We start from the raw sequence: 19,243 nt of genomic DNA, 5'->3' as shown, positions 1-19,243 counted from the left end.
GTGCTGGACCCGGCTCTGGGTGATGACGGGCTGGTCGATAGTGTCCTTGATCCGGTTCTGGGCGAGGACGGCGTGGTCGAAGCGGTTCTTGATCCGGTCCTCGGCTCTGTCGGCGGTGTGACGGACGGCCTGTTGGGACGAGGCGGGCTGGTCGGCGGCATGTTCAATCCGGTGCTTGGACAAGACGGATCCACAAATCAGGCGTCCTCATCCATTCTTGGCGAGAGAAGGCTTTCGAACGACGTGGCAGCTCCTGTTGTCGAGGATGAGGACGCGTCTATCACGCGCACGGCACCTGTAGGTCAGCCGCTTTTGGAACCCACCCTGGGTGACGATGGCATTTTGCCGGGCCTGATCGATTTCGCAGGCGAGGCGGTCAAGACCGCGACAGATTCATTGTCCGGCGAGCGTGGTCTTCCGGATGAGCAGACCGATAGTCTGCCGGTCGAGGGACGAAGCAGCGATGAGATGCCTCGCCGCAGTGTTTCCGATTCCGCCAAGGGTGATGATGGCGATCAGGAAGGCCTTACAGGTGCGGCTGTCGCCGACCCTGTGGACCAGATATCCGCCACCACATCGGACGACCCGACAGAGGCCTTGCCGTCGGACGATGATGGCTTTCTCTCGGGTCTTCTGGCCGATCAACCCTCTGCGACATCCAATCAGGGCGGCTCTTCCTCGGATCTGGATCAGTCCTCCTCGCGCATCTTCGAGGATCTGCTATCCGACGACGTTCCCGGCGAGTCCGGCACGGATCGCCTGGCGTCTGTCGAGGATCCGGTCGATGACCTTCTAGACGGTCTTGGCCTGACTGGCGCATTGACGGGTGTGATCGCCGAGGACGCTTCCACTCGCGCGGCGGATGTCGATGCCGAGATCGACGACCTGCTGAACGAGATCATCGACAGCGGTGACCGGGCGAATGCGGGAATCACCGTGTCGTTTGACGAATTGCTGGATCTTGTCGATGAGACCCCGGTCGGAGGCGATCTGTTCGCCGAAGAACCCGATGTGGACCGCGCCTTGGCCACCATGTTCGGCAGTGACGCGGCGGATGCCGAGGCTGCTGGCTCGTTGATGATCGACGTTGCGGATGCGCCAGATGTCGCAGCAGCAGATGACGAACCCAAGTGATTCCGCCGTCTTTCGCAGTCAGCCTTGTGCTTGAGGCCCAGGAGCCATTGGCATGGCTGTTTTCGCGGCTGGAACCGGGCGATGAATCACGATGCGCGGCGGAGATCATTGGAACCTGACGCTAACGCGTCGCGTAGTTCCGCCTGGTTTGGCGCGGCTTCAAGCGCGCCAAGCACATTTCGCGTGCTTGGCCAGGCCAATCCTTCAAGACGGCGTTGTGATCAATGTTTGTCCCGCACGGTGAGGGGCATCAGGCGGCCTCTTGGTCACCGTCGGCGCCGTTCTGCACCCGTATAAGCGCCTCGTTCACCGTGGCGGAATAGTGAGCCAGTGGACGCCTCAGCCCATGGGTCACGAACACCCGCTGGATGTCGCGGCTGGCGCCGGTGAGCCAGAGCGCGACCCCCTGCTTCTGTGCCTTGTGCGCAAGCCCCTCGATCATGTTGGCACCGGTCGAGTCAAGGAATGGAACGGCGGAAAAGTCGACGATCAGCGCCTTGTGCGTGTCCTGGATGCGGTCGAGAACCGATCCGATCGAGGCCGTCGCGCCGAAGAACAATGCACCGGTGATCCTGTAGATGACAACATCGGGGTTCGCGGCCTGTTCCTCGTGGTACTCACCGCGCGGATTGGCGCTGTCGGCCTCGTCGCGACCGACAAAGGCGCCGTCCGTCGCGATCTCGGTCGTGCGACTCATGCGGTGAATGAAGAGAACCGAACCGAGGGCGAAGCCGACCACGATGGCCTCGGTCAGGTTCCGAAAAACGGTGAGGAAGAATGTGGCACCGAGGACCGTCGCCTCGCCCCAGCCAGAGCGGATCAGGATCGCAATGGCCGGTTTTTCAATCATGTTCCAGGCCACGACCGCCAGCACCCCGGCCAGCGCCGCCAAGGGGATGTAGGAGGCAAGCGGTGCCGCGACGAGCATGAACAGCAAGAGGAACAGGGCATGCAGCATTCCCGCCACCGGGCCATGCGCCCCGGCGCGGACATTGGTCGCGGTCCGTGCGATGGTGCCGGTCACGCAGAAGCCGCCGAACAGGGACGATCCGATATTGGCCGCGCCCTGCGCCACCAGTTCGCAGTTCGAGCGGTGGCGGCGGCCGGTCATGCCATCGGCGACGACCGCCGACAGCAGCGATTCAATGGCGCCCAGCAGGGTGAAGGAGATGGCGGCCGGCAGGACCGCCAGGACGGCTTCCATCGAGAGAGACGGCAGGGTGGGCCGTGGAAGCGACGACGGGATCCCGCCGAATTTCGTGCCGATCGTCTGCACCGGCAAGGACAAGAAGATGGTGGCGACCGCGGCAAGGGCGACGGCGATCAACATGCCCGGCCAGTGCGGGCGCCAACGCCGCAGCCAAAGGATGACCGCGACAGTTGCCACGGAAACGACAAGGGCCGCTGGCGTCAGGCTGTCCCGAGCCTGCCAGAGGGCAGGGATCTTCTCCGGCAACTCGCCCGGCTCATCGGTCAGCGTCAGGCCGAGCAATTCCTTGACTTGACTGGCGAAGATGATGACTGCAATCCCCGCCGTGAACCCCACCGTGACCGGAAAGGGAATGAACTTGATGAAGGTGCCGAGGCGCAGGAATCCCACGACCGCAAGCATCAGCCCCGAAAGGAACGTCGCGAGGATTAGCCCCTGCATCCCATGCTGGGTCACGGTGGCAGCGACCAGCACGATGAAGGCTCCGGCCGGCCCGCCGATCTGGAAGCGCGATCCGCCCAGCAGCGACACAAGGAAGCCGCCGACGATTGCCGTATACAGCCCTTGCGCCGGGGCCGCACCGGACGCAATGGCGATGGCCATCGAAAGCGGCAACGCGACGATGGCAACGGTCAAGCCGGCGATGGCATCCGCGCGCAGCTGTGTCATCCCATAGCCTTCGCACAGCACGGTGATCAGCTTCGGGGTGAAGAGTTCGGCAAAACTCGGGGCGGCGCCATGTCCGGAGGTCTGGTCTTTCATCTGTGGCCGCACCTTTTGGAAGGAAGCGGCGGGATCGTCGGCCTTGCGTCAACGATCTCCGTCGCATGTTGAGGATCAGTGCTTTGACGGCCGCGCCTTCAGTCGCACGCCACGTCCGCCCACCGTGCTGACGGCGCCTTCGCCAATGAGTTCGACACCGGCAAGTTCAAGGGCCGCGACAACCTTGGTCAGGCTGTCGACGACTCCACGCACGTTGCCGTGGCTGGCCTCCATGCGCTGAATCGTCGGGACGGAAAGTCCCGCCAACTCAGCCAGTGTCTTCTGGTCGATGCCGAGAAGGGTGCGCGCCGCGCGCATCTGAGGTCCGGTGATCATGAAACATACCCAGCATAGGATGAACGTTATTTAATTTATGTATAATGATATTTCAAATATCATTTTGCTTGCGCCAGCTTTAGGCAGCGAGATCGAAGTTTTGCGACTGTTGGACGCCTGGCATCCAGCGGCGACAAACCTGACAAGGAGGAAAGCGCGGGCGGATTGCAGCGAAGATCATGACCGCGAGATCCCGCTCCTCTGGCACAAATTCGCCGTAGAGAAGGGCTTCGAGATCACCGGCCGCGTGCGTGACATGCACCATCTTGTGCTGCGCCGCATCGAAGCAAGGGCCATGTCGAGCGGCTTGCCGGGTCTCGATTGGCTGCTCGGGACCGCGCATATGATTCCGACAGATTCAGGTAGTGTCGAAAGACAAGGGGATACGCGCTTGCATAACCGCCCGAAGCAGCGCCAGCCAAGCGGCGCAACCGCATCGGTCCCATGTTCGGCAGGCTCACGCGTGTGGGAAAGTTCTTCCTGTCAACCATGCCCTCGCAGCCCCCATCGCCATCCGAGATGAATCCCAAACCTTAACTAAAGATTAATTTGTCTAGGTCCGGTGGACAGGCAATCGGGTTTATGTAAACCTGATTGTGCAGAAAGGCATTGGATAGAGATCTTGCGCATATTCGTGACGCCAGCATATGCAAGAGAAGCGCTAGACTGCCGTCCAACAAAGGCGGCCGCACGACCAATCGGTTCCTTGAGGCATTCTGACAGATCGGAGCAAGCCTCTGGTTCATTTTCCAATGCCGTCGTGAGAGCAGCGCGACTTTGCTGCCTGCTTGCAGCAATTCTTGTCACTACATTCTCCGCAGGGGCCTTGCACGCGCAGACGCACCTGGCCGAAGCGGTGCTGGTCGCATCCGAGCGGGATCCGGGCATCACTGCGATGAGACAGCAGGTGGCCCGCCGCGGAGTCGATATCGAGGCCGCACGAGACGAGCGATATCCCCAATTCAGCCTGTCCGCCGATACCAGTTCGGTAGATGCGAATGGCGCCGGCATCACGCTGACCGTGTCGCAGGTCCTCTATGACTGGGGTCGCGTGGAAGGCATGATCGCAAGTGCCTCGCAACAGCGCGTCAAGGCCGTCTCTGACCTCAAGATGGCGATCGAGGAACTGACGCTAGACGTGTCGAACTATTACATCGACGTTGAGGTGCTGGACCTCAAGATCGCGCGAACCCAAGACTATCTCGATTTCGCCCAGCGCATATCGGCAAACGCCTCTGAACGCGCCGAGGCCGGGCTGGGAGACCGGGGCGAGGTTGCGCGTGCGGGCCTTGAAGTCGGCCGGACCCAGGACCGTCTGCAGCAGCTGCGCAGCGATCGCGGACTGGCCTTGGCCCAACTGCAATTCCTGATGGGCCGCGCTCCTGGTGGCGTGTCTGCACCGCCGGACCTTGGCTTCACCAGTCTCTATGGCAGCGGCAACGCGATTTCGTCGGCGGTCCGTATGTCGCCCGATTTCGTCGGGGCCAGGGCCGAGGCCGTGGCAGCCGAGGCCGGGATCGGCGTCGCCAAGGCGAAGCGTCTGCCAACCATTCGCTTGCAGGCGGAGGCCCGGGGCGGGCTGAACGGCGGGCGCAGCCGCACGGCCGTCGGGCTGTCAGCGGGCGTCGATCTGAACTCCGGCGCGTTTCAGGGCCGCCAGATTCAGGCCGCCCGTCTGGACGCAGCGGCGGCCCGATCAAACATGGATGCCATCGGCAGGAATCTTGCGAATGCCGCGCGTACTGCGATGGAACGAATTCGCGTGCTGCGCGCAAGCGAAACGTCACAGCGAAACCAACTTGTACAGGCGGACGCGGTTCTGGCCACTTACGAAGAACAGTTTATCGCCGGGCAGCGCGAGTTGATCGACCTTCTGACGACGGCGCGCGATCTATATGACGCGCAGATGGATGCGATCGACACCTATGACGATCGCCGGCGGGCAGAATATCAGGCCGCCCGCGACCTGGGGGTTCTCGGAACGCTTATCCTTTCCCGGTCTCGGAGCGGTTGAGGATGAGCGATACAGGCGACCCCCACCAACCTCGCAACACCGACCACCTTGCTCTCGGTCTTGTCGAATTGTGCCGCGTTCATGGTGTCGCCGCATCGCCCGAGCGTCTGACCGACGGCCTGCCCCGCGCCAACGGTGAACCGCTGCATGTGCGCGATACGGCGCTGGCGCTGAGGCGGGTGAACATGAGTTGCCGGATCAGCTCCGAGCCCCTCACATCGCTTGGGGATCACATCCTGCCGGTGCTGCTTTTCCTGCGCGACGGTCGCACGGTTGTTCTGGAGTCCATAAGAAACGACCAGGCCAGCCTGCTGCTGCCAGAGGCCGCAGGCGGTCGCGACGTGTGGCCGATCCAGAAGCTGACGCAAGAACATGACGGGCGCATCCTGATCTCGAAGCCTCTCGACATCGTCTCCGACCGGCTTGACGATGCAGGAGACAATAAAAGGCACTGGATCTTGGGTCCCGTCCTGGACAACTGGGCCATCTATCGCGACGTGATCATCGCATCCTTCGTGGCGAATCTTCTGGCGATCGCGACCGCTCTGTTCTCGATGCAGGTTTATGATCGGGTCGTTCCGAACAAGGCCTTCGACACGTTGTGGATTCTTGCCAGCGGGGTTGGCATCGCGATCCTGCTTGAGGTCGCGCTGAGGATCATGCGTGCCTCGCTTATCGACGTTTCGGGACGCGATCTCGACCTTCGACTTTCGGCGCAGCTTTTCGACCGCGTGTCGAACCTGCGCTTGTCGCACCAGCCGAAATCGACCGGCGTCTTTGCCAACCAGGTCCGCGACTTCGCCACGGTGCGCGAGTTCTTTACATCGGGAACCGTCACCGCCTTGTGCGATATTCCGTTTGTCGCGATTTTCATTGGCGTTCTGGCCTTCCTGGGCGGCCCCCTGGCCTTGGTGACACTGGCGGCGGTCGTCTTGACCGTCGTGCCGGGCCTTGTCCTGCAACGTCGCCTTGGCCGCGCGTCGCGGGAAAACATTCGCGAGGCGGCGGCATTGAACGGGCTATTGCTAGAAACGGTATCGAATCTGGAAACGGTCAAGGCAGCCCGTGCCGAAGGGCGTCTTCAACGGGCCTATGCGCAGCTGACGGCGACGATGGCGACAACCGCGGTCAGGACGAGGGGGCTGACCAACCTCATGTCCCAGATCGTCACCTCGATCCAGAAATTCGCCTATGCGGGTGTTATCATTGTCGGCGTCTATCTGATCAGTTCAGGTCAGTTGACGGTCGGCAGCCTCATTGCCTGCACGTTGCTTTCCAGCCGCACGCTGGCGCCGATGGGACAGATCGCAGGGCTGCTGGCACGCTGGCAGCACGTCCGCGCCGCGATGGAGGGGCTGGACGGCATCATGAAGATGCCCGTCGAAAGATCATCCGATCGCCACTATGTTCGGGCCGCTTCTGTGGCGGGCGCTTATCGGCTGGACGATGTCAGTTTTCGCCACGACCCTGATGCCGCTCCGGTCGTCAACATTCCTCAACTGAAAATCGCGGCAGGTGAGAAGATCACGCTTCTTGGCGGAAACGGTTCGGGAAAATCGACGCTGCTTCGGCTGCTTGCCGGACTGACCGATCCACAGCAGGGCATGGTCCTGGTTGACGACCTTGCGCTCAGCCAGATCGATCCCATCGATCGGCGGCGGCAGATCGGATATCTACCCCAGAATGTCGCTCTTTTTCAGGGAACGCTTCGGGACAACCTGCTTCTGGATCATGGCCTGCACAGCGATGATGAACTGCTGGCGGCGCTGGATGCTGTCGGACTTGGCACCTATGTCCGCCGTCATGTGCGGGGACTGGACCTGCAGATTTACAGCAATGCAAACGTCTCGGGTGGGCAGAAACAGGCGATCGGGCTGGCGAGGGTCATCCTGCAGGATCCGAAGGTGGTCCTGCTGGACGAACCGACTTCTGCCTTTGACCACGTCACCGAGGCGAAGGTGATCGGATTTCTGCGCCAGTGGCTAGAAGGACGAACCGCGATCATCTCGACCCACAAACGCGAGGTGTTGGGCCTGACAAGCCGGGCGATCGTCTTGAAGGATGGCCGGGTCGCGCGGGACGGAGACCTGCTGGAAATCCTGAATGCGGCAAGGGCCGAAAAGGCGCAGAAAAAGCCCGTCCAAGTCGTTACATGATCGACGAAGATGCCCACCAGACCAGCCATGTCGATGGAAGCTATCGGCGATTGGCCCTTAAACGCGCGCGACTGACGGTCCATATCGTCCTGCTGACGGTGGCCATCGCGGTCGGATGGAGCGCTTTCGCACAAATCGACCAGATCACGCGCGGTGACGGCCGGGTCATTCCCTTGCGTCGAATGCAAAGCATCGAAAGCCTTGAAGGTGGCATCCTGTCCGACCTACTGGTCAGCGAAGGCGATCTGGTCAAGGAAGGGCAGATCATCGCAAATCTCGACGCAACCCGGTCGCGGGCGGCCTTTCTGTCTGCGCAGTCCGAGGTTGAATCGCTGAAGGCAGAGGTGGAGCGTCTTGAGGCCGAGGTGCTTGAAAAGCCTGCGCTGGATTTCGGCGGCAACCCCACCGCCACCGAGCAGACGGAACTGCGCCTCTTCAACGCTCGCCGAACACGACTGGAAGCGTCTTTGAAGGCGCTCGAGGGCGAGCGTAGCTCGGTTCAGCAGCAGCTTGATATCACAGGACCGTTGGCGAACTCTGGCTCGGTCAGCAGGATCGACGTGCTGCAGTTGCAGCAGAAGCTGGCCGAACTTGAAGGCAAGATCAGCGAAGCCCGGAACGGTTATGTTCAGGACGCGTATCGCGATCTGGCCGAACGTCGTGCAAAACTGTCCTCACTGCAGCAGGAACTGGTGCAGAAAGAGGCGGAACTGGGCCGCACTGTCGTCCGATCACCGGTCGAGGGGCGCATCAATGATATCCTGATCACCACTCTGGGCGGCGTGGTCCAACCCGGCGAAGCGATCATGGAGATTACGCCGATCGATGACGAACTGCTGATCGAAACCCGTGTCCTGCCCCGCGACGTTGCCTTCATTGCGCCAGAGATGCCTGCAAGCGTCAAGATCACCGCCTATGACTTCTCTGTCTACGGCGATCTTCGCGGCAAGGTGACCCAGATCTCGGAGGACACCGTCGAGGAGGATACGCCGAATGGTCCGCAAGATTACTATCGGGTGATGGTCCGCACGGAACGCAGCTATCTCGAACGGTTCGGCGACCGTTTTCCGATAAGGCCGGGCATGGTTGCCCAAGTCGATATCGAAAGCGGCAAGCAATCCATCCTCAGCTATCTCAGCCGACCGCTTTTGCGGGCACGTTTGCGGTAGCGGAACGGACGATCTTATCTCTCATGATCTCGCACAAGACCCTGCATCATTGCATCCTCGTTCTTGCCACGACCTTCGGCGTGGCCTCGGGCTCCTCGGCCGATGTCTATGATCGCGTGACGGTCCGCGGTGCGGAGCTGATCCCCGAAGAGGACATCCGCAAGACTTGCGGCGAATTGCAGGGGATCTACATCGACGAGGCAGAAATGCGTGCCGTCGAGGAATGTCTGATGTCCACGGCCGTTTTCGAGAGGGTGTCGATTTCGGGTGAAGGCAAGGAACTGGTCATCGATGTCACTGAAATCGAACAGCGCCCAGGGCGCATCGATGCGGGAATTTCCTGGGTCAATGACCGCAGCCTGACCGGCACCTTGTCCTACGAGCAGTTCAACCTGATCCCTGACAGCTTTACCGCGATTCACGGCGATTTCAGCCGCGACGTGGAAAGCTTTGATATGAATTTCTATCGCCCCGAGGCATTCGGGCCGAAACTGCATTTCGGCATCGACCTGACCGGCGAGAATGCGGATTACCGAGACTTGTCCTTCTCGGTTCGCAACCGTCAGGCCGAGGCCTATCTTGCGTGGACTCCGCGCCAGCATTTGCGGATCGAATACGGGCTGGGCTACCGGGATCATCGCCTTTACGACGTGAATGCCTCTGCAAGCCGGCTTCTGCTGCGTGATCGTGGTCAGCAGGACGCGCCTTTCCTGCGCTTCGGGCTGACTTATCGCGATGCAGAGGCGGATCGGCAGGGCTGGTTCGTCCGGGTCGAACAATTCCTGTGGAACATCGGCACGGCTTCCCCTGTCTCGGAAAGCCGGGTCGAGCTTGGCTCGACCCTGAAGGCAAGCGGTCAGACCGACCTGATGCTGCGGCTTGGTGCCGGTCTGGTCGCAGGGCTTTCAGGCAACGACACAACAGCGCTGGATCGGCTGTTTCCCGGCGGTGACAGTTTCCGCGGTTTCGCACCTCGCGGCATCGGCCCTGCCGACCAAGGCGATATGCTTGGCGGAAATCGCTATCTCATCGCATCCGCAGAGTTGCAGCGGGACCTGGGTAAGATCGCGGGTCAGCATTTGCGCGGCGGGGCCTTCATCGACATCGGTTCGGTCTGGGATCTGGATGATGATCTTGATGGTCACATCGACGATTCATCCCATATTCGCAGCAGCATCGGTCTGACCCTGTCGATGACGATCGGCGAAACGCCGGTCTCGGTCTATGCCGCGACGCCGTTGTCGCGTCAGCCGCAGGACAAGCGCCAAAATTTCGGATTGATGGTCAGCGCCAACTTCTAGGGGCCGCTATGCGAGGCGGCGTTCGCGGTTCCGGACGGCTTGCTGAAACAGCTTCATGTATCGGGGCGCGACCGCCTGAAGGCTTTGTGCCTGTCCAAGGATGCGGGCGGCGCGGCCCAACCTTTGCCGTCGCGGGGCATCATCCCTTAGGGCCCTGATCTCGGCCATCCAACTGTCGATATTGTCGGGCAGCAGCACGCCGTTGATATCGTGCTGGATCAATTCCGTCGGATAGCCGCTTTGCGGCGCGATGACGCAACCGCCCCGTCCTAGAATTTCCATCAGCCCCCAATTGGCCACGCCAAAGCGAAGCGGGTAGAGAAAAAGATCAATCTCTGACAGGCGCTTCGTAAAGTCGTCATATGCCAACTTGCCCGGCATATCCAACGCACCGGCCGCGCGGGGATATTCGCGCATCAGGTAGTCTGCAAAATCGACAATCTCACCTTTGTATCGCCGCTGAACCCATTGCCGTTCGTAGCCATAAGTCGCGCCGTCGGCGCCGCCAAGAGCAACAAAACGCGCATCGAAACCGTCGCGGACAAGCTGATCGACGATCCGGACATAGGTGTCGAAGCCTTTCGCGCTGGACAGGTCTCTCGCAGCGAAGCCGATCGTGAATGGCCGATCTGTCGGCCGAGGGCGGAATGGCGGGCCGAAATCCAGCCCTTCCAGTTGCACCTCGATATTGCCCTGCAGCGCGGCAGGGAACATGGCCTTTGCGTGATGGCTGGGGCAAATCACAAGATCGCTGCGCAGTGCCTGATGAAAATTCAGCATCTCGATGTTCTTGTCGGTCATCCGCTGCGACAGATCCGGCGGATAGGCCGGATCCCAACCATGCGCACGATAGCTGGGAAACTCGATATAGCTGACGATCGCGGCATCAATTTCATCATAGAGAAAATGCGGAGCACCCCACAGGGAATGCGTCACGACAGCATCGATCTTGCGCTGCGCCTGGAACGCTTGCAGCGCAGACAGCAACCCTCGCCCTATTCGCGCAGAGCGTTCCAGTTTCGCGACATAGTGGTAGCCTTCCGATCCCACGATCGGTCCGTCGGGTCGAAAGGCCAGAACATGTTGCCCCTTGTCGAGATTGCGGCTGCGATGACCCGGCGTGGTAAGAAAATAGGTTTCCGCCATCCCGGTCTTGCGCAGGTAGTCGCAAAGCGGACCGAACTGTCCCGGATAAACGGCCCCGGCGAAGACAACCACCAGCTTGCGGCCTGCCGAAGCCGCGCTACTCATATCAGCTTGCGTTCCTGGGCCGCGATAACCGCCTGCGTGCGGTTGCTGACCCCCAGCTTCTTGCAGATGGATTTGACATGCATCTTCACCGTTGGCTCAGCCAGGGAAAGATCGGCCCCAATGGCGCGGTTCGGTTTGCCCTCGGCCAAAAGCGCCAGTACCTCATTCTCACGCTTGGAAAGGGCGCTGACGGGCGCTTCGGATACCGTTGCCTGCTGCTCGACCAGTTCGATCGGCAGGTAACGTCCGCCCCCGGCCATAAATCGCATCTCATTGGCGAAGTTCTTCAACGACGCAGTCTTGAGGACAATCCCCGCCCCGCCAAGCGCCATCGCTTCTTCGACGACCGCCCTGCCGGGATTGCTGGTCAGAATCCCCACTGGCTTGCCGCCATTGTGTTTCAAGGCGCGCTCAAGGCCCTCGACGCCGTTCATGCCCGGCATGTCCAGATCCACCAGAACCAGATCGAACGGTCCGTCAGCATCAATCGCGGCAAGCGCGGCGTGCAGATCGGCCACCGTGGTCACGTCTATATCGGGAACACTTGCCAGATACATTTCCAACATGTCCAGGATCATCGCGTGGTCGTCCGCGACCAGCACGCGCAATCCGATGTTGTGTTGATCGGTCATGTCCCGCGCTCGCTTCGCCTGTCTGTCGTCGACACGCATATCCCTGGGCACGGTCGCACGATACATTCGATCGAGAACTTTCCGCACCTGCGATACACGATCTTTCCTGTCTCGAACAATTCCCGCCCTTTCATGTCAGATCCTCGGCGGCGGTTCGGGTCGATGTCACCGCACCTTGCAGATCGGCGATCAGGTCGGCCAAATCCGTCCGGCCCAGTTCAACGGCCCGTTCTATCGCCCGAAGCCGCGATTCCACAAGGTTCAGGCCCGTTAGGCCACTTGCGCCGGTGGCCGCATGCAATCTGCGTCCTGTATCCGGGCCCAACCCCTCGATCGTCAGTTCATCCAGCACCGACTGGGCCTCATCCAGCGCCCTTATCATGAACGAGCGCGCCTTGTCGGGACCAAGTCTTTGGACAAGATCGCTGGCAACCTGTGATGAGATCGCACTGTCCCGATCCTCGCTGATCGTGTCGGTGTCCACAGCGGTAGGAACGTCTTGCGACATGATCGCGATCAGCGCGTTCTTCAATGTGTCCGACCGGATCGGCTTTTCCAGGACAGAGACCATGCCGGCCTGTTTGCAGGCGCGTCTGATGTTGTCATCCGCATGCGCGGTAAGACCCACGATCTTGCCGGTCCACCTGGTCGCAGACGCCGGATCACCAGCGCATAACCGGGCGGCGAACTCGATGCCGCTCATCCTTGGCAGCGTCACGTCCGTCAGGATCAGTTCCACGCGGCGCGCCAGGTCGTCTCGCGACAATAGCGCCAGCGCCTCGGGTCCTCCGCCGGCAGAGACAACGTTGGCACCAAAGCCTTGTAGAATATGGGTCAGCCATTCGCGGCTGGCCGGACTGTCCTCTACAAGCAGCAATGTCCGCCCGGTCAGGGGTGTGACTTCCACCGCCTGGGATGTTGGACGCTCCAGCGGGAAACTGGCCGCTGGAAGGGAGAATTCCGCTTTCAGGATGGTGCCAATGATCCGCCCGTCCCCACTTGCGGGCAGCGCACCACCGTCGGTTCCCCGGTCCCGAACCTCGATATGGCCGCCAAGTTGCCGCAAGGCATGCGCCAAGACGTTCAAACCTGCCGAAGGTCGGGATGTATCACCCGAGGCCTCTGGTGTTCCCTCGGGCACCGGTAGCCCCAAAGCACGCGCAAGGCGGGTCTTCTGCGCAGGCGGCAGACCTCCTCCCTCATCGCGGATCAACAATTTGACCCGCCATTCCGTGCCATCCGCAAGTTCGGTGCCCAGCGGCTGTGGCAGCTGCATGCAGTGCAGCACGATCTCGACCCGTCCGCCGCCATGATTGACGGAATTGTCGATCAGATTCTGGCACAGGGCGCGCACGAATCGCACTGGCCCATGCAGGATCAGGCTGTCGGGAACATCTGTCGTCAGGATCAATTCGGTTGACCGTGCATTTGCGATGGGCTCGACCAGCGCGACGAGGCTTCTGACTTCTTCGGCGATGGAGAAATCTTCGTCCGGCTGCCCACCGTGACCGCCCTGCTCGCCACGGATCACGGCCAGCACATTGCTGATATGTTCCAATGCGGATTCCGCGGCCAGCCTTATCTGCCGAGACTGTTCGTCGGTTCCCGACCGCGCCCTTATCAAGGCATCAGCCGACGCGAGCAGCGATTGAATAGGCGTGCGCAGATCGTGGGAAACCCGCATCAGGGTCGCCGAGCGTGCCCGATTTCGCAGCCAAGTCGATTCGTGGTCGTTCTCGGCCAGGCGCAGCAGGAATCCTTCGGCGGGGCCAAGAGGCACATGCACCACCTCGCCCTCGAACACCTGCTCGTCCTGGTGCCACGTTGCGTTCACGCTGCCGGCCCGGCGAACCCGCGCGCACAGCTTTGGCCAATCCAGCCGTGACAAAAGCTCGGCCTGGACGAGACAAAGACGGTTCGCGCCCTGATTCGCCAGAAGGACCCGACCTGCCGCGTTCGCCAGCACCACGGCTCTGCGATCAGTTGCGATCAAACGAGCCATCGCCCTGAGGATCGGGCGAACCGAGCCTGCAATATCGTGCCCGGACGCGCCGGCCAGATCCTCGGATGAGCCTGTTTTTTGAGATTTCTCTTCAGGCACTGACGTCGAGACCTTGTGTATTCCAAGCCCGGCTGCCCGCTGCGTTGAAGGCGGCGCGATTGCAGCGTGTCGCACCAATCTGGACCAGGGCAGGTCTTCAAGACAAGTGGCACCTGACCTCGCCACCTTAGCGTGTCTCATACATCTTACAGTTGACAGATCTTTAGTATGCATCCAGAATACATACTAACGTATATAGTTACTATGCGGAACCCATACTATCTTGCCCGCAAAAGCGGGCCCTTGTGAAAGGATGATCCTGATGGCGCAGAGCATTATTCAAGCTGGCACCCTGACCGAGGTATCCATTCAGGCCCTACCAGGCGATATCGGTGGCTATGCAAAGTCGGGTGACGATCTTATCGTCCAACTCCATTCCGGCGACGAGGTGCTGGTTCAGGGCTTTTATCAGCCCGACGCGAATGGCACGGCCCACAAGCTGGTCTTGGGCGACGGTACGGTCATCCTGGCCGACGGCACGGAAGAGGAAGATCTTGGCCTTGGCGCTGGCATGATCGGCGCAGATGGGGTCGTTGGCGGACTGGGCGCTGCGGGGCTGGCAGCTGCGGCCGCCAGCGGGGGCGGCTCCGGCGGATCAGATGACCCGACCGACGGCACGGACCCGACCGATGGCCCCGATCCGACTGACGGCACCGACCCGACCGATGGCACGGACCCGACCGATGGCACCGATCCGACCGACGGCACCGACCCGACCGATGGCACCGATCCGACCGACGGCACCGACCCGACCGACGGCACCGACCCGACCGATGGCACCGACCCGACCGATGGCACGGACCCGACCGATGGCACCGATCCGACCGACGGCACCGACCCGACCGATGGCACCGATCCGACCGACGGCACCGACCCGACCGATGGCACGGACCCGACCGATGGCACCGACCCGACTGACGGCACCGACCCGACTGACGGCACCGACCCAACCGACGGCACCGACCCAACCGACGGCACGGACCCGACTGACGGCACGGACCCGACCGATGGCACCGACCCGACTGACGGCACGGACCCGACCGATGGGGCCGAGCAGATGCAGGGTGTCCTAGACCCGATCCTGGGTGACGGCGGACTGTTAGGCGATGTCACCGGAAATTCCGGAGCGTTGGGCGAGCTGACCGGATCGGACGGTCTTGCCGGGGACCTTCTGGGTGAAGACGGTTTGCTTGGCGCAGTAAGCGACGGTCTTCTGGGTGCGCCATTGCTGGGTGATGGCGTTGATGGATCCGCGGGCGTCCTGGACCCCATCCTGGCCGATGGCGGCGCCCTTGGGGACATCACCGGCGACAATGCCGTTCTGGGCGATGTCACCGGCGCTGACGGCCTGCTGGGCGATCTCGTCGGAAACGACGGCATACTTGGCGACGTGACCGGCGAAGACGGACTGGTCGGCGACCTGACCGGAACCGGCTTGCTCGGCGACGGCGACATGTCCGACGGACCGGGTGACGGCATCGGCGGCATTCTGGACGGCGTGCTGGGAGACGGCACAGGAGACAATCTTCTTGGCGGCATCACCGATGCGCTGGGCGGGCTCGGCGGCGCAACAGAAGGCGGTGTCCTTGATCCGGTACTGGCTGACGGCGGGTTGTTGGGTGATGTCACCGGAAATGACGGCATTCTTGCAGAGGCCACCGGATCGGATGGATTGCTCGGCGACGTGATCGGTGATGAGGGCGTTCTCTCCGACCTGACCGGCAGCGGCGGTCTGGCCGGCGATGTATTGGGAACGGGCCTGCTTGGTGATGGCTCTGACATGTCCGATGGTCCGCTAGATGGCATCGGCGGCGCTCTTGAAGATCTGCTGGGAGACGGAGAGGGGGACGGCGTGGCAGACCTTGCCGACGGCCTGCTCGGCGGGACCGAAGACCTTCTGTCGGGAGTCACCGACACTCTGGCTGGTCTGTCAGGCGACAATCTGCTGGACGGTGGAGGTCTTCTGGAGACGGTCGGAGGCGTGCTTGGCGGCAACGGTGATGGCCCTCTGGACCCCATCCTGGGTGACGACGGAATTGCCGGAGCGATCACCGGAAGCTCCGGCGTTCTGGGCGAACTGACCGGAACTGAAGGAATCCTGGGCGACGTTGTCGGGGATGAAGGCCTGCTTGCGGACGTCACCGAAGGGAACGGATTGCTGGGTGGACTGTTGGACGACGAAGGCGGTGCGCTCGACGGGCTGCTGGGCGGCGGTGAAGGCGACCTGCTTGGTGGCATCACGGGTGGGTTGCTTGGCGACGGAGAGGCTGGCCTGTTCGCATCGCTTGGCGGTCAGGAAGGCCTTCTGTCGGCTGACAGCGGACTGCTGGGTGGCAGCGGAGACGAGACGACCGGCTAAGAAAGATGCCGCGGCGCATCCTGCCAAATCCGCCGCGGCATTCCCCTGCAACTTGCAAGGAGGGAAGAAATGGACCCGGAAAAGCTGAATGAGAAGCTTTCGGAATCGCGGATGGCCATTGCACACTGCCGCGTCTATGCCGAAGAAATCAGCTGCAGCGATGAAGATGTCTGCGCTTTGAAGTGGCAGGTGAACGCCCAGGTCAGGCAACTCGCAGGTCTGCTGGATCAACTGGATCGGTTGATGACAAGCGATTCCACTTCAACGGACGACCGCAAGCTTTGCAAGTTTCCTGCCCAATTGGCCCGGCGCTGATGCAGCTGGGCTACCGAACGTCCTGGTCCAGAAGTTACTGCCCGGACGCATGAGTTGGCTTGCGGGCTGTTGACCACCGTGCCCGCCCGCGCCCGCATGGGCGTGCTGGCCTTCAACCTCTGGCCGGGCCCGGTCTCGCGCTTCGATCTCGGCAATGCCCTGACGCTCGACCTCTTCAGCGGGTCGCTGGAGAGCGTCACCGATCTGGCGCTCCTCGGTGGCGCCAAGGCGCTGTCGGTCGAGTCCAGACCCGGGGTCTGGAAGATCATCCAGGCGGCCGCGGCGGAACTGATCGCGCCGGGACGGTATCGCCTAACCCCACAGGATCAACCATGTCCGACACTACCACCCTACTTGGCCTGCCTTACCTCATGGCCGCGCAGGATGAAGAGATCGGTTAGCGCATCGACCACGTCAACGAAGTTGATCTTGCGCTTTACCTGGATCATGAGAACCTCTCGGCTGTGTTCGTCGATGATGTTGAGCATGCGGCAGGCGCGCCCATCAGCCGTCCGATCCTGGACGCAGTCATAGGACCAGACGTGGTTGGGTCGCTCAGGTCGCGCCAAACGCGTCGGGATCGTCGTTTCGAATTCCAGATTCAAGTCATTTTGCATAGCATCAAGGGCTCGCGGCGGATAGGAACGGAGCGGTATGCACCGCCATCCAGATCAAGGGAGCCGTTCGTGCAGAAAATCGTGACGCCTTCCGGGATGGTCGCCACCTTCGAAGGCTCAGCCGTATACGAATTGTCAGCGCACGATCCCGAAAGACATCGCCTCCCCGTGACCGTACAGATCCGGGGAAATGTTCCGCGCGAACAGCTGACAAGGTGGGATGCCTTCAACGCTCTCGATCTCATGATCGTCACATCGCAGATGGCCGCCGAGATCCGAGCCTTCTCGGACCGGGACTGGCCGCTGCGTCGTGCCAGAGTGTTCTGTCAGGGCGTGCAGCTCGACAAGGATTTCGTCGTGTTGATCATAGACGTGCATGCCCCGATAGGCGTTTTGCGGGCGACCGAGGCCGACTGGACACCCGATGCAGCCTATCCGGTACGGCCGGAGCCCCGCCTTGAGCACGATGTCGCCCTGGATAAGGAACTGCTCTTTCCGGTGCTTTCAGACGAACTGGTCGACCACCTTCGCCGGGCCGGTTTTGCCTTCGAGGCTCGACGATATCCCCTCTCACGAACCTGAAGGCGCTCAATTCGGCTGATTAGGTTCGGCACGAATGTCATGGCACAGCGGAGCCTTTGATACAGGATCAGCGCCCTGCAGCATTCGAGTTTAGAAAAATGTCAACGGCGTGGTAAAACCCGGCCGCGCGGCAGCGCAGAAGTCTGCCAGTTGGCGGCACAAGCACGCAACGTCAGGAGGGCGTAGCCCGACCAGAGCTCCGTGCTTGTGCCGTTGGGATTTTTAAAACGGTTCAGCCGGCCTTTTGGGCGCGGCTATGGGCGAGACGATGGCTCTGGCCATTCATTTCGAGAATGCTGACGTGGTGGGTCAGCCTGTCGAGAAGCGCGCTGGTGAGGCGTTCGGAGCCGAATGTCTCGGTCCATTCGTCAAAAGGCGGATTGCTGGTGATCAGGGTCGATCCACGCGCGTAGCGTTGCGAGATCAGCTCGAACAGGAGCTTGGCGCCGGTTTTCGACAAGGGCACGACGCCGAGTTCGTCGATGATGAGAGGCTTGTATCCGGCCATCTGCTTCTGAAGGCGGAGCAAACGGCGCTCATCACGGGCTGGCGACTACCTGCGCGAGCCGTATTTCCAGGGCGGCGTCTGGCGCTATGCCGCGATGCACGTGGGCGGCCTGGAAGCGCTCGCTGCGGCGGTGCGCGGCTTCGGCAATGCTGCCAACGAAACGCAGCTGCACCGTGTCGCGCGTGTGGCGGGCCTCGCGCACGTCGCGCGCCTGTTCGTCACAGATGCCGCGTGCAGGGTCGAGGCACCCAGCGCCGGCGAGGAAGATGTCGCCCTGTCCCTTGCGGCGCGCGAGCCGGTAGAGACCGCGTGCCTCGAAGCGATGGCCTTGGCCGATCGCGCGCTTGGCACCCGGAAGTTCGTGACCGGGCATCCGGTCGATCTCCTGCGCCGGGATATCGGGTTCTTCCTGAGGCAGGTTGACCTTGACGGCAAGCTGCGGCGGGTCGGCCGGACCCTTTGCATCTCTCGTACTTCTGACCCGCGATGCGCCGCCCGTCGGCATTTCCGAACTCGCGGGATCGGGCGGCGTGCTGGTGCTTGCCCCCAGGTGATCCACCCTGCCCTTCCTCAAATTCCGAGAAATCCACAATAAAGGACTGCCGATGCATTTCGGCTTTCATGTCTGCGCTTTACGATCGGCGGGCAGAAACAGGAACCTCTACCATGCCGGCGATCGCTCACGACAAGTTCTACACACCCGACCCGATGGACCGAAAATGTGTCGGAGACCTGTGACGGCTGCTCGGCATGGTTGCGCGGGATACCTGCCGATCCGGCTCCGACGGTCTCCGAA

Annotated in this window: 14 protein-coding genes and 4 pseudogenes; 9 read left to right on the top strand and 9 right to left on the bottom strand. The window is 61.7% G+C overall.

What is annotated here, in order from left to right; translation table 11 throughout:
* Positions 1-1,134, top strand: a pseudogene (locus tag MU516_RS18135) (hypothetical protein); the annotation flags it as partial.
* A 250-nt stretch (positions 1,135-1,384) separates the two neighbouring features.
* Here the strand turns inward: MU516_RS18135 and MU516_RS18130 are convergent.
* The 3 genes from MU516_RS18130 to MU516_RS18120 all read right to left on the bottom strand — a co-directional run bounded on the left by MU516_RS18130 (position 1,385) and on the right by MU516_RS18120 (position 3,785).
* Complete coding sequence (locus MU516_RS18130; protein ID WP_260278640.1) at positions 1,385-3,106, bottom strand: SulP family inorganic anion transporter; 1,722 nt, start codon at positions 3,104-3,106, stop codon at positions 1,385-1,387.
* 75 nt (positions 3,107-3,181) lie between these two features.
* Positions 3,182-3,424 (bottom strand): helix-turn-helix domain-containing protein, encoded by a 243-nt coding sequence (locus MU516_RS18125; RefSeq protein WP_260278639.1) that lies wholly within the window; start codon positions 3,422-3,424, stop codon positions 3,182-3,184.
* Positions 3,425-3,521: 97 nt separating this feature from the next.
* Positions 3,522-3,785, bottom strand: coding sequence for a hypothetical protein (locus MU516_RS18120; protein WP_260278638.1), 264 nt, complete (start codon positions 3,783-3,785; stop codon positions 3,522-3,524).
* A 483-nt stretch (positions 3,786-4,268) separates the two neighbouring features.
* Between MU516_RS18120 and MU516_RS18115 the strand changes: the two genes are divergently transcribed.
* The 4 genes from MU516_RS18115 to MU516_RS18100 are packed head-to-tail and all read left to right on the top strand — an operon-like array spanning position 4,269 to position 10,082.
* Positions 4,269-5,456, top strand: coding sequence for a TolC family protein (locus tag MU516_RS18115; RefSeq protein ID WP_260278637.1), 1,188 nt, complete (start codon positions 4,269-4,271; stop codon positions 5,454-5,456).
* A gap of 2 nt (positions 5,457-5,458) precedes the next feature.
* Positions 5,459-7,612: a type I secretion system permease/ATPase gene (locus MU516_RS18110; protein ID WP_260278636.1), complete on the top strand. Its 2,154-nt coding sequence runs from the start codon at positions 5,459-5,461 to the stop codon at positions 7,610-7,612.
* Positions 7,609-8,781 carry a beta-barrel domain-containing protein gene (locus tag MU516_RS18105; protein WP_260278635.1) on the top strand — a complete coding sequence of 391 codons (1,173 nt, stop codon included), beginning with the start codon at positions 7,609-7,611 and terminating at the stop codon, positions 8,779-8,781. The genes MU516_RS18110 and MU516_RS18105 overlap by 4 nt, the downstream gene beginning before the upstream one ends.
* 23 nt (positions 8,782-8,804) lie before the next feature.
* Complete coding sequence (locus MU516_RS18100) at positions 8,805-10,082, top strand: BamA/TamA family outer membrane protein (RefSeq protein WP_260278634.1); 1,278 nt, start codon at positions 8,805-8,807, stop codon at positions 10,080-10,082.
* A 6-nt stretch (positions 10,083-10,088) separates the two neighbouring features.
* On the opposite strand, the gene MU516_RS18095 is transcribed toward MU516_RS18100, so the two are convergent.
* From MU516_RS18095 to MU516_RS18085, 3 genes are all read right to left on the bottom strand, one after another.
* Entirely contained in the window at positions 10,089-11,333 is a 1,245-nt protein-coding gene (locus MU516_RS18095) for a glycosyltransferase (RefSeq protein ID WP_260278633.1), read from the bottom strand.
* The gene (locus MU516_RS18090; RefSeq protein WP_260278632.1) at positions 11,330-11,965 is read right to left on the bottom strand and encodes a response regulator transcription factor; all 636 of its coding nucleotides are present in this window, start codon (positions 11,963-11,965) and stop codon (positions 11,330-11,332) included. Before MU516_RS18090 ends, MU516_RS18095 begins: the two co-directional genes overlap by 4 nt.
* A 130-nt stretch (positions 11,966-12,095) precedes the next feature.
* On the bottom strand, positions 12,096-13,967 hold the full coding sequence (locus MU516_RS18085) for a hybrid sensor histidine kinase/response regulator (RefSeq protein WP_260278631.1): 1,872 nt from the start codon (positions 13,965-13,967) through the stop codon (positions 12,096-12,098).
* 361 nt (positions 13,968-14,328) lie between these two features.
* Here MU516_RS18085 and MU516_RS19380 point away from each other — a divergent pair, with 361 nt between their 5' ends.
* The 3 genes and pseudogenes from MU516_RS19380 to MU516_RS19525 all read left to right on the top strand — a co-directional run.
* The gene (locus MU516_RS19380) at positions 14,329-16,425 is read left to right on the top strand and encodes a BapA/Bap/LapF family prefix-like domain-containing protein (protein WP_311319122.1); all 2,097 of its coding nucleotides are present in this window, start codon (positions 14,329-14,331) and stop codon (positions 16,423-16,425) included.
* Positions 16,426-16,494: 69 nt separating this feature from the next.
* Positions 16,495-16,740 (top strand): hypothetical protein, encoded by a 246-nt coding sequence (locus tag MU516_RS18075; protein ID WP_260278630.1) that lies wholly within the window; start codon positions 16,495-16,497, stop codon positions 16,738-16,740.
* A 66-nt stretch (positions 16,741-16,806) separates the two neighbouring features.
* Positions 16,807-17,058, top strand: a pseudogene (locus MU516_RS19525) (GTA baseplate fiber-binding domain-containing protein); the annotation flags it as partial.
* Positions 17,059-17,114: 56 nt separating this feature from the next.
* On the opposite strand, the pseudogene MU516_RS18065 reads toward MU516_RS19525, so the two are convergent.
* Positions 17,115-17,303, bottom strand: a pseudogene (locus MU516_RS18065) (DDE-type integrase/transposase/recombinase); the annotation flags it as partial.
* A 123-nt stretch (positions 17,304-17,426) separates the two neighbouring features.
* Here MU516_RS18065 and MU516_RS18060 point away from each other — a divergent pair.
* Positions 17,427-17,939: a hypothetical protein gene (locus MU516_RS18060; RefSeq protein WP_260278629.1), complete on the top strand. Its 513-nt coding sequence runs from the start codon at positions 17,427-17,429 to the stop codon at positions 17,937-17,939.
* Between the two features lie 232 nt (positions 17,940-18,171).
* On the opposite strand, the pseudogene MU516_RS18055 reads toward MU516_RS18060, so the two are convergent.
* Positions 18,172-18,486: pseudogene (locus MU516_RS18055) on the bottom strand (ATP-binding protein); the annotation flags it as partial.
* Positions 18,479-19,006, bottom strand: a complete 528-nt coding sequence (locus tag MU516_RS18050; protein ID WP_260278628.1) for a hypothetical protein — start codon at positions 19,004-19,006, stop codon at positions 18,479-18,481. The gene MU516_RS18050 and the pseudogene MU516_RS18055, both read right to left, overlap by 8 nt.
* Positions 19,007-19,243 lie beyond the last annotated feature (237 nt).

Source organism: Paracoccus maritimus (assembly GCF_025195095.1).
GTDB classification, from domain to species: domain Bacteria; phylum Pseudomonadota; class Alphaproteobacteria; order Rhodobacterales; family Rhodobacteraceae; genus Paracoccus; species Paracoccus maritimus.
This window is presented reverse-complemented; position numbering and strand designations above follow the sequence as displayed.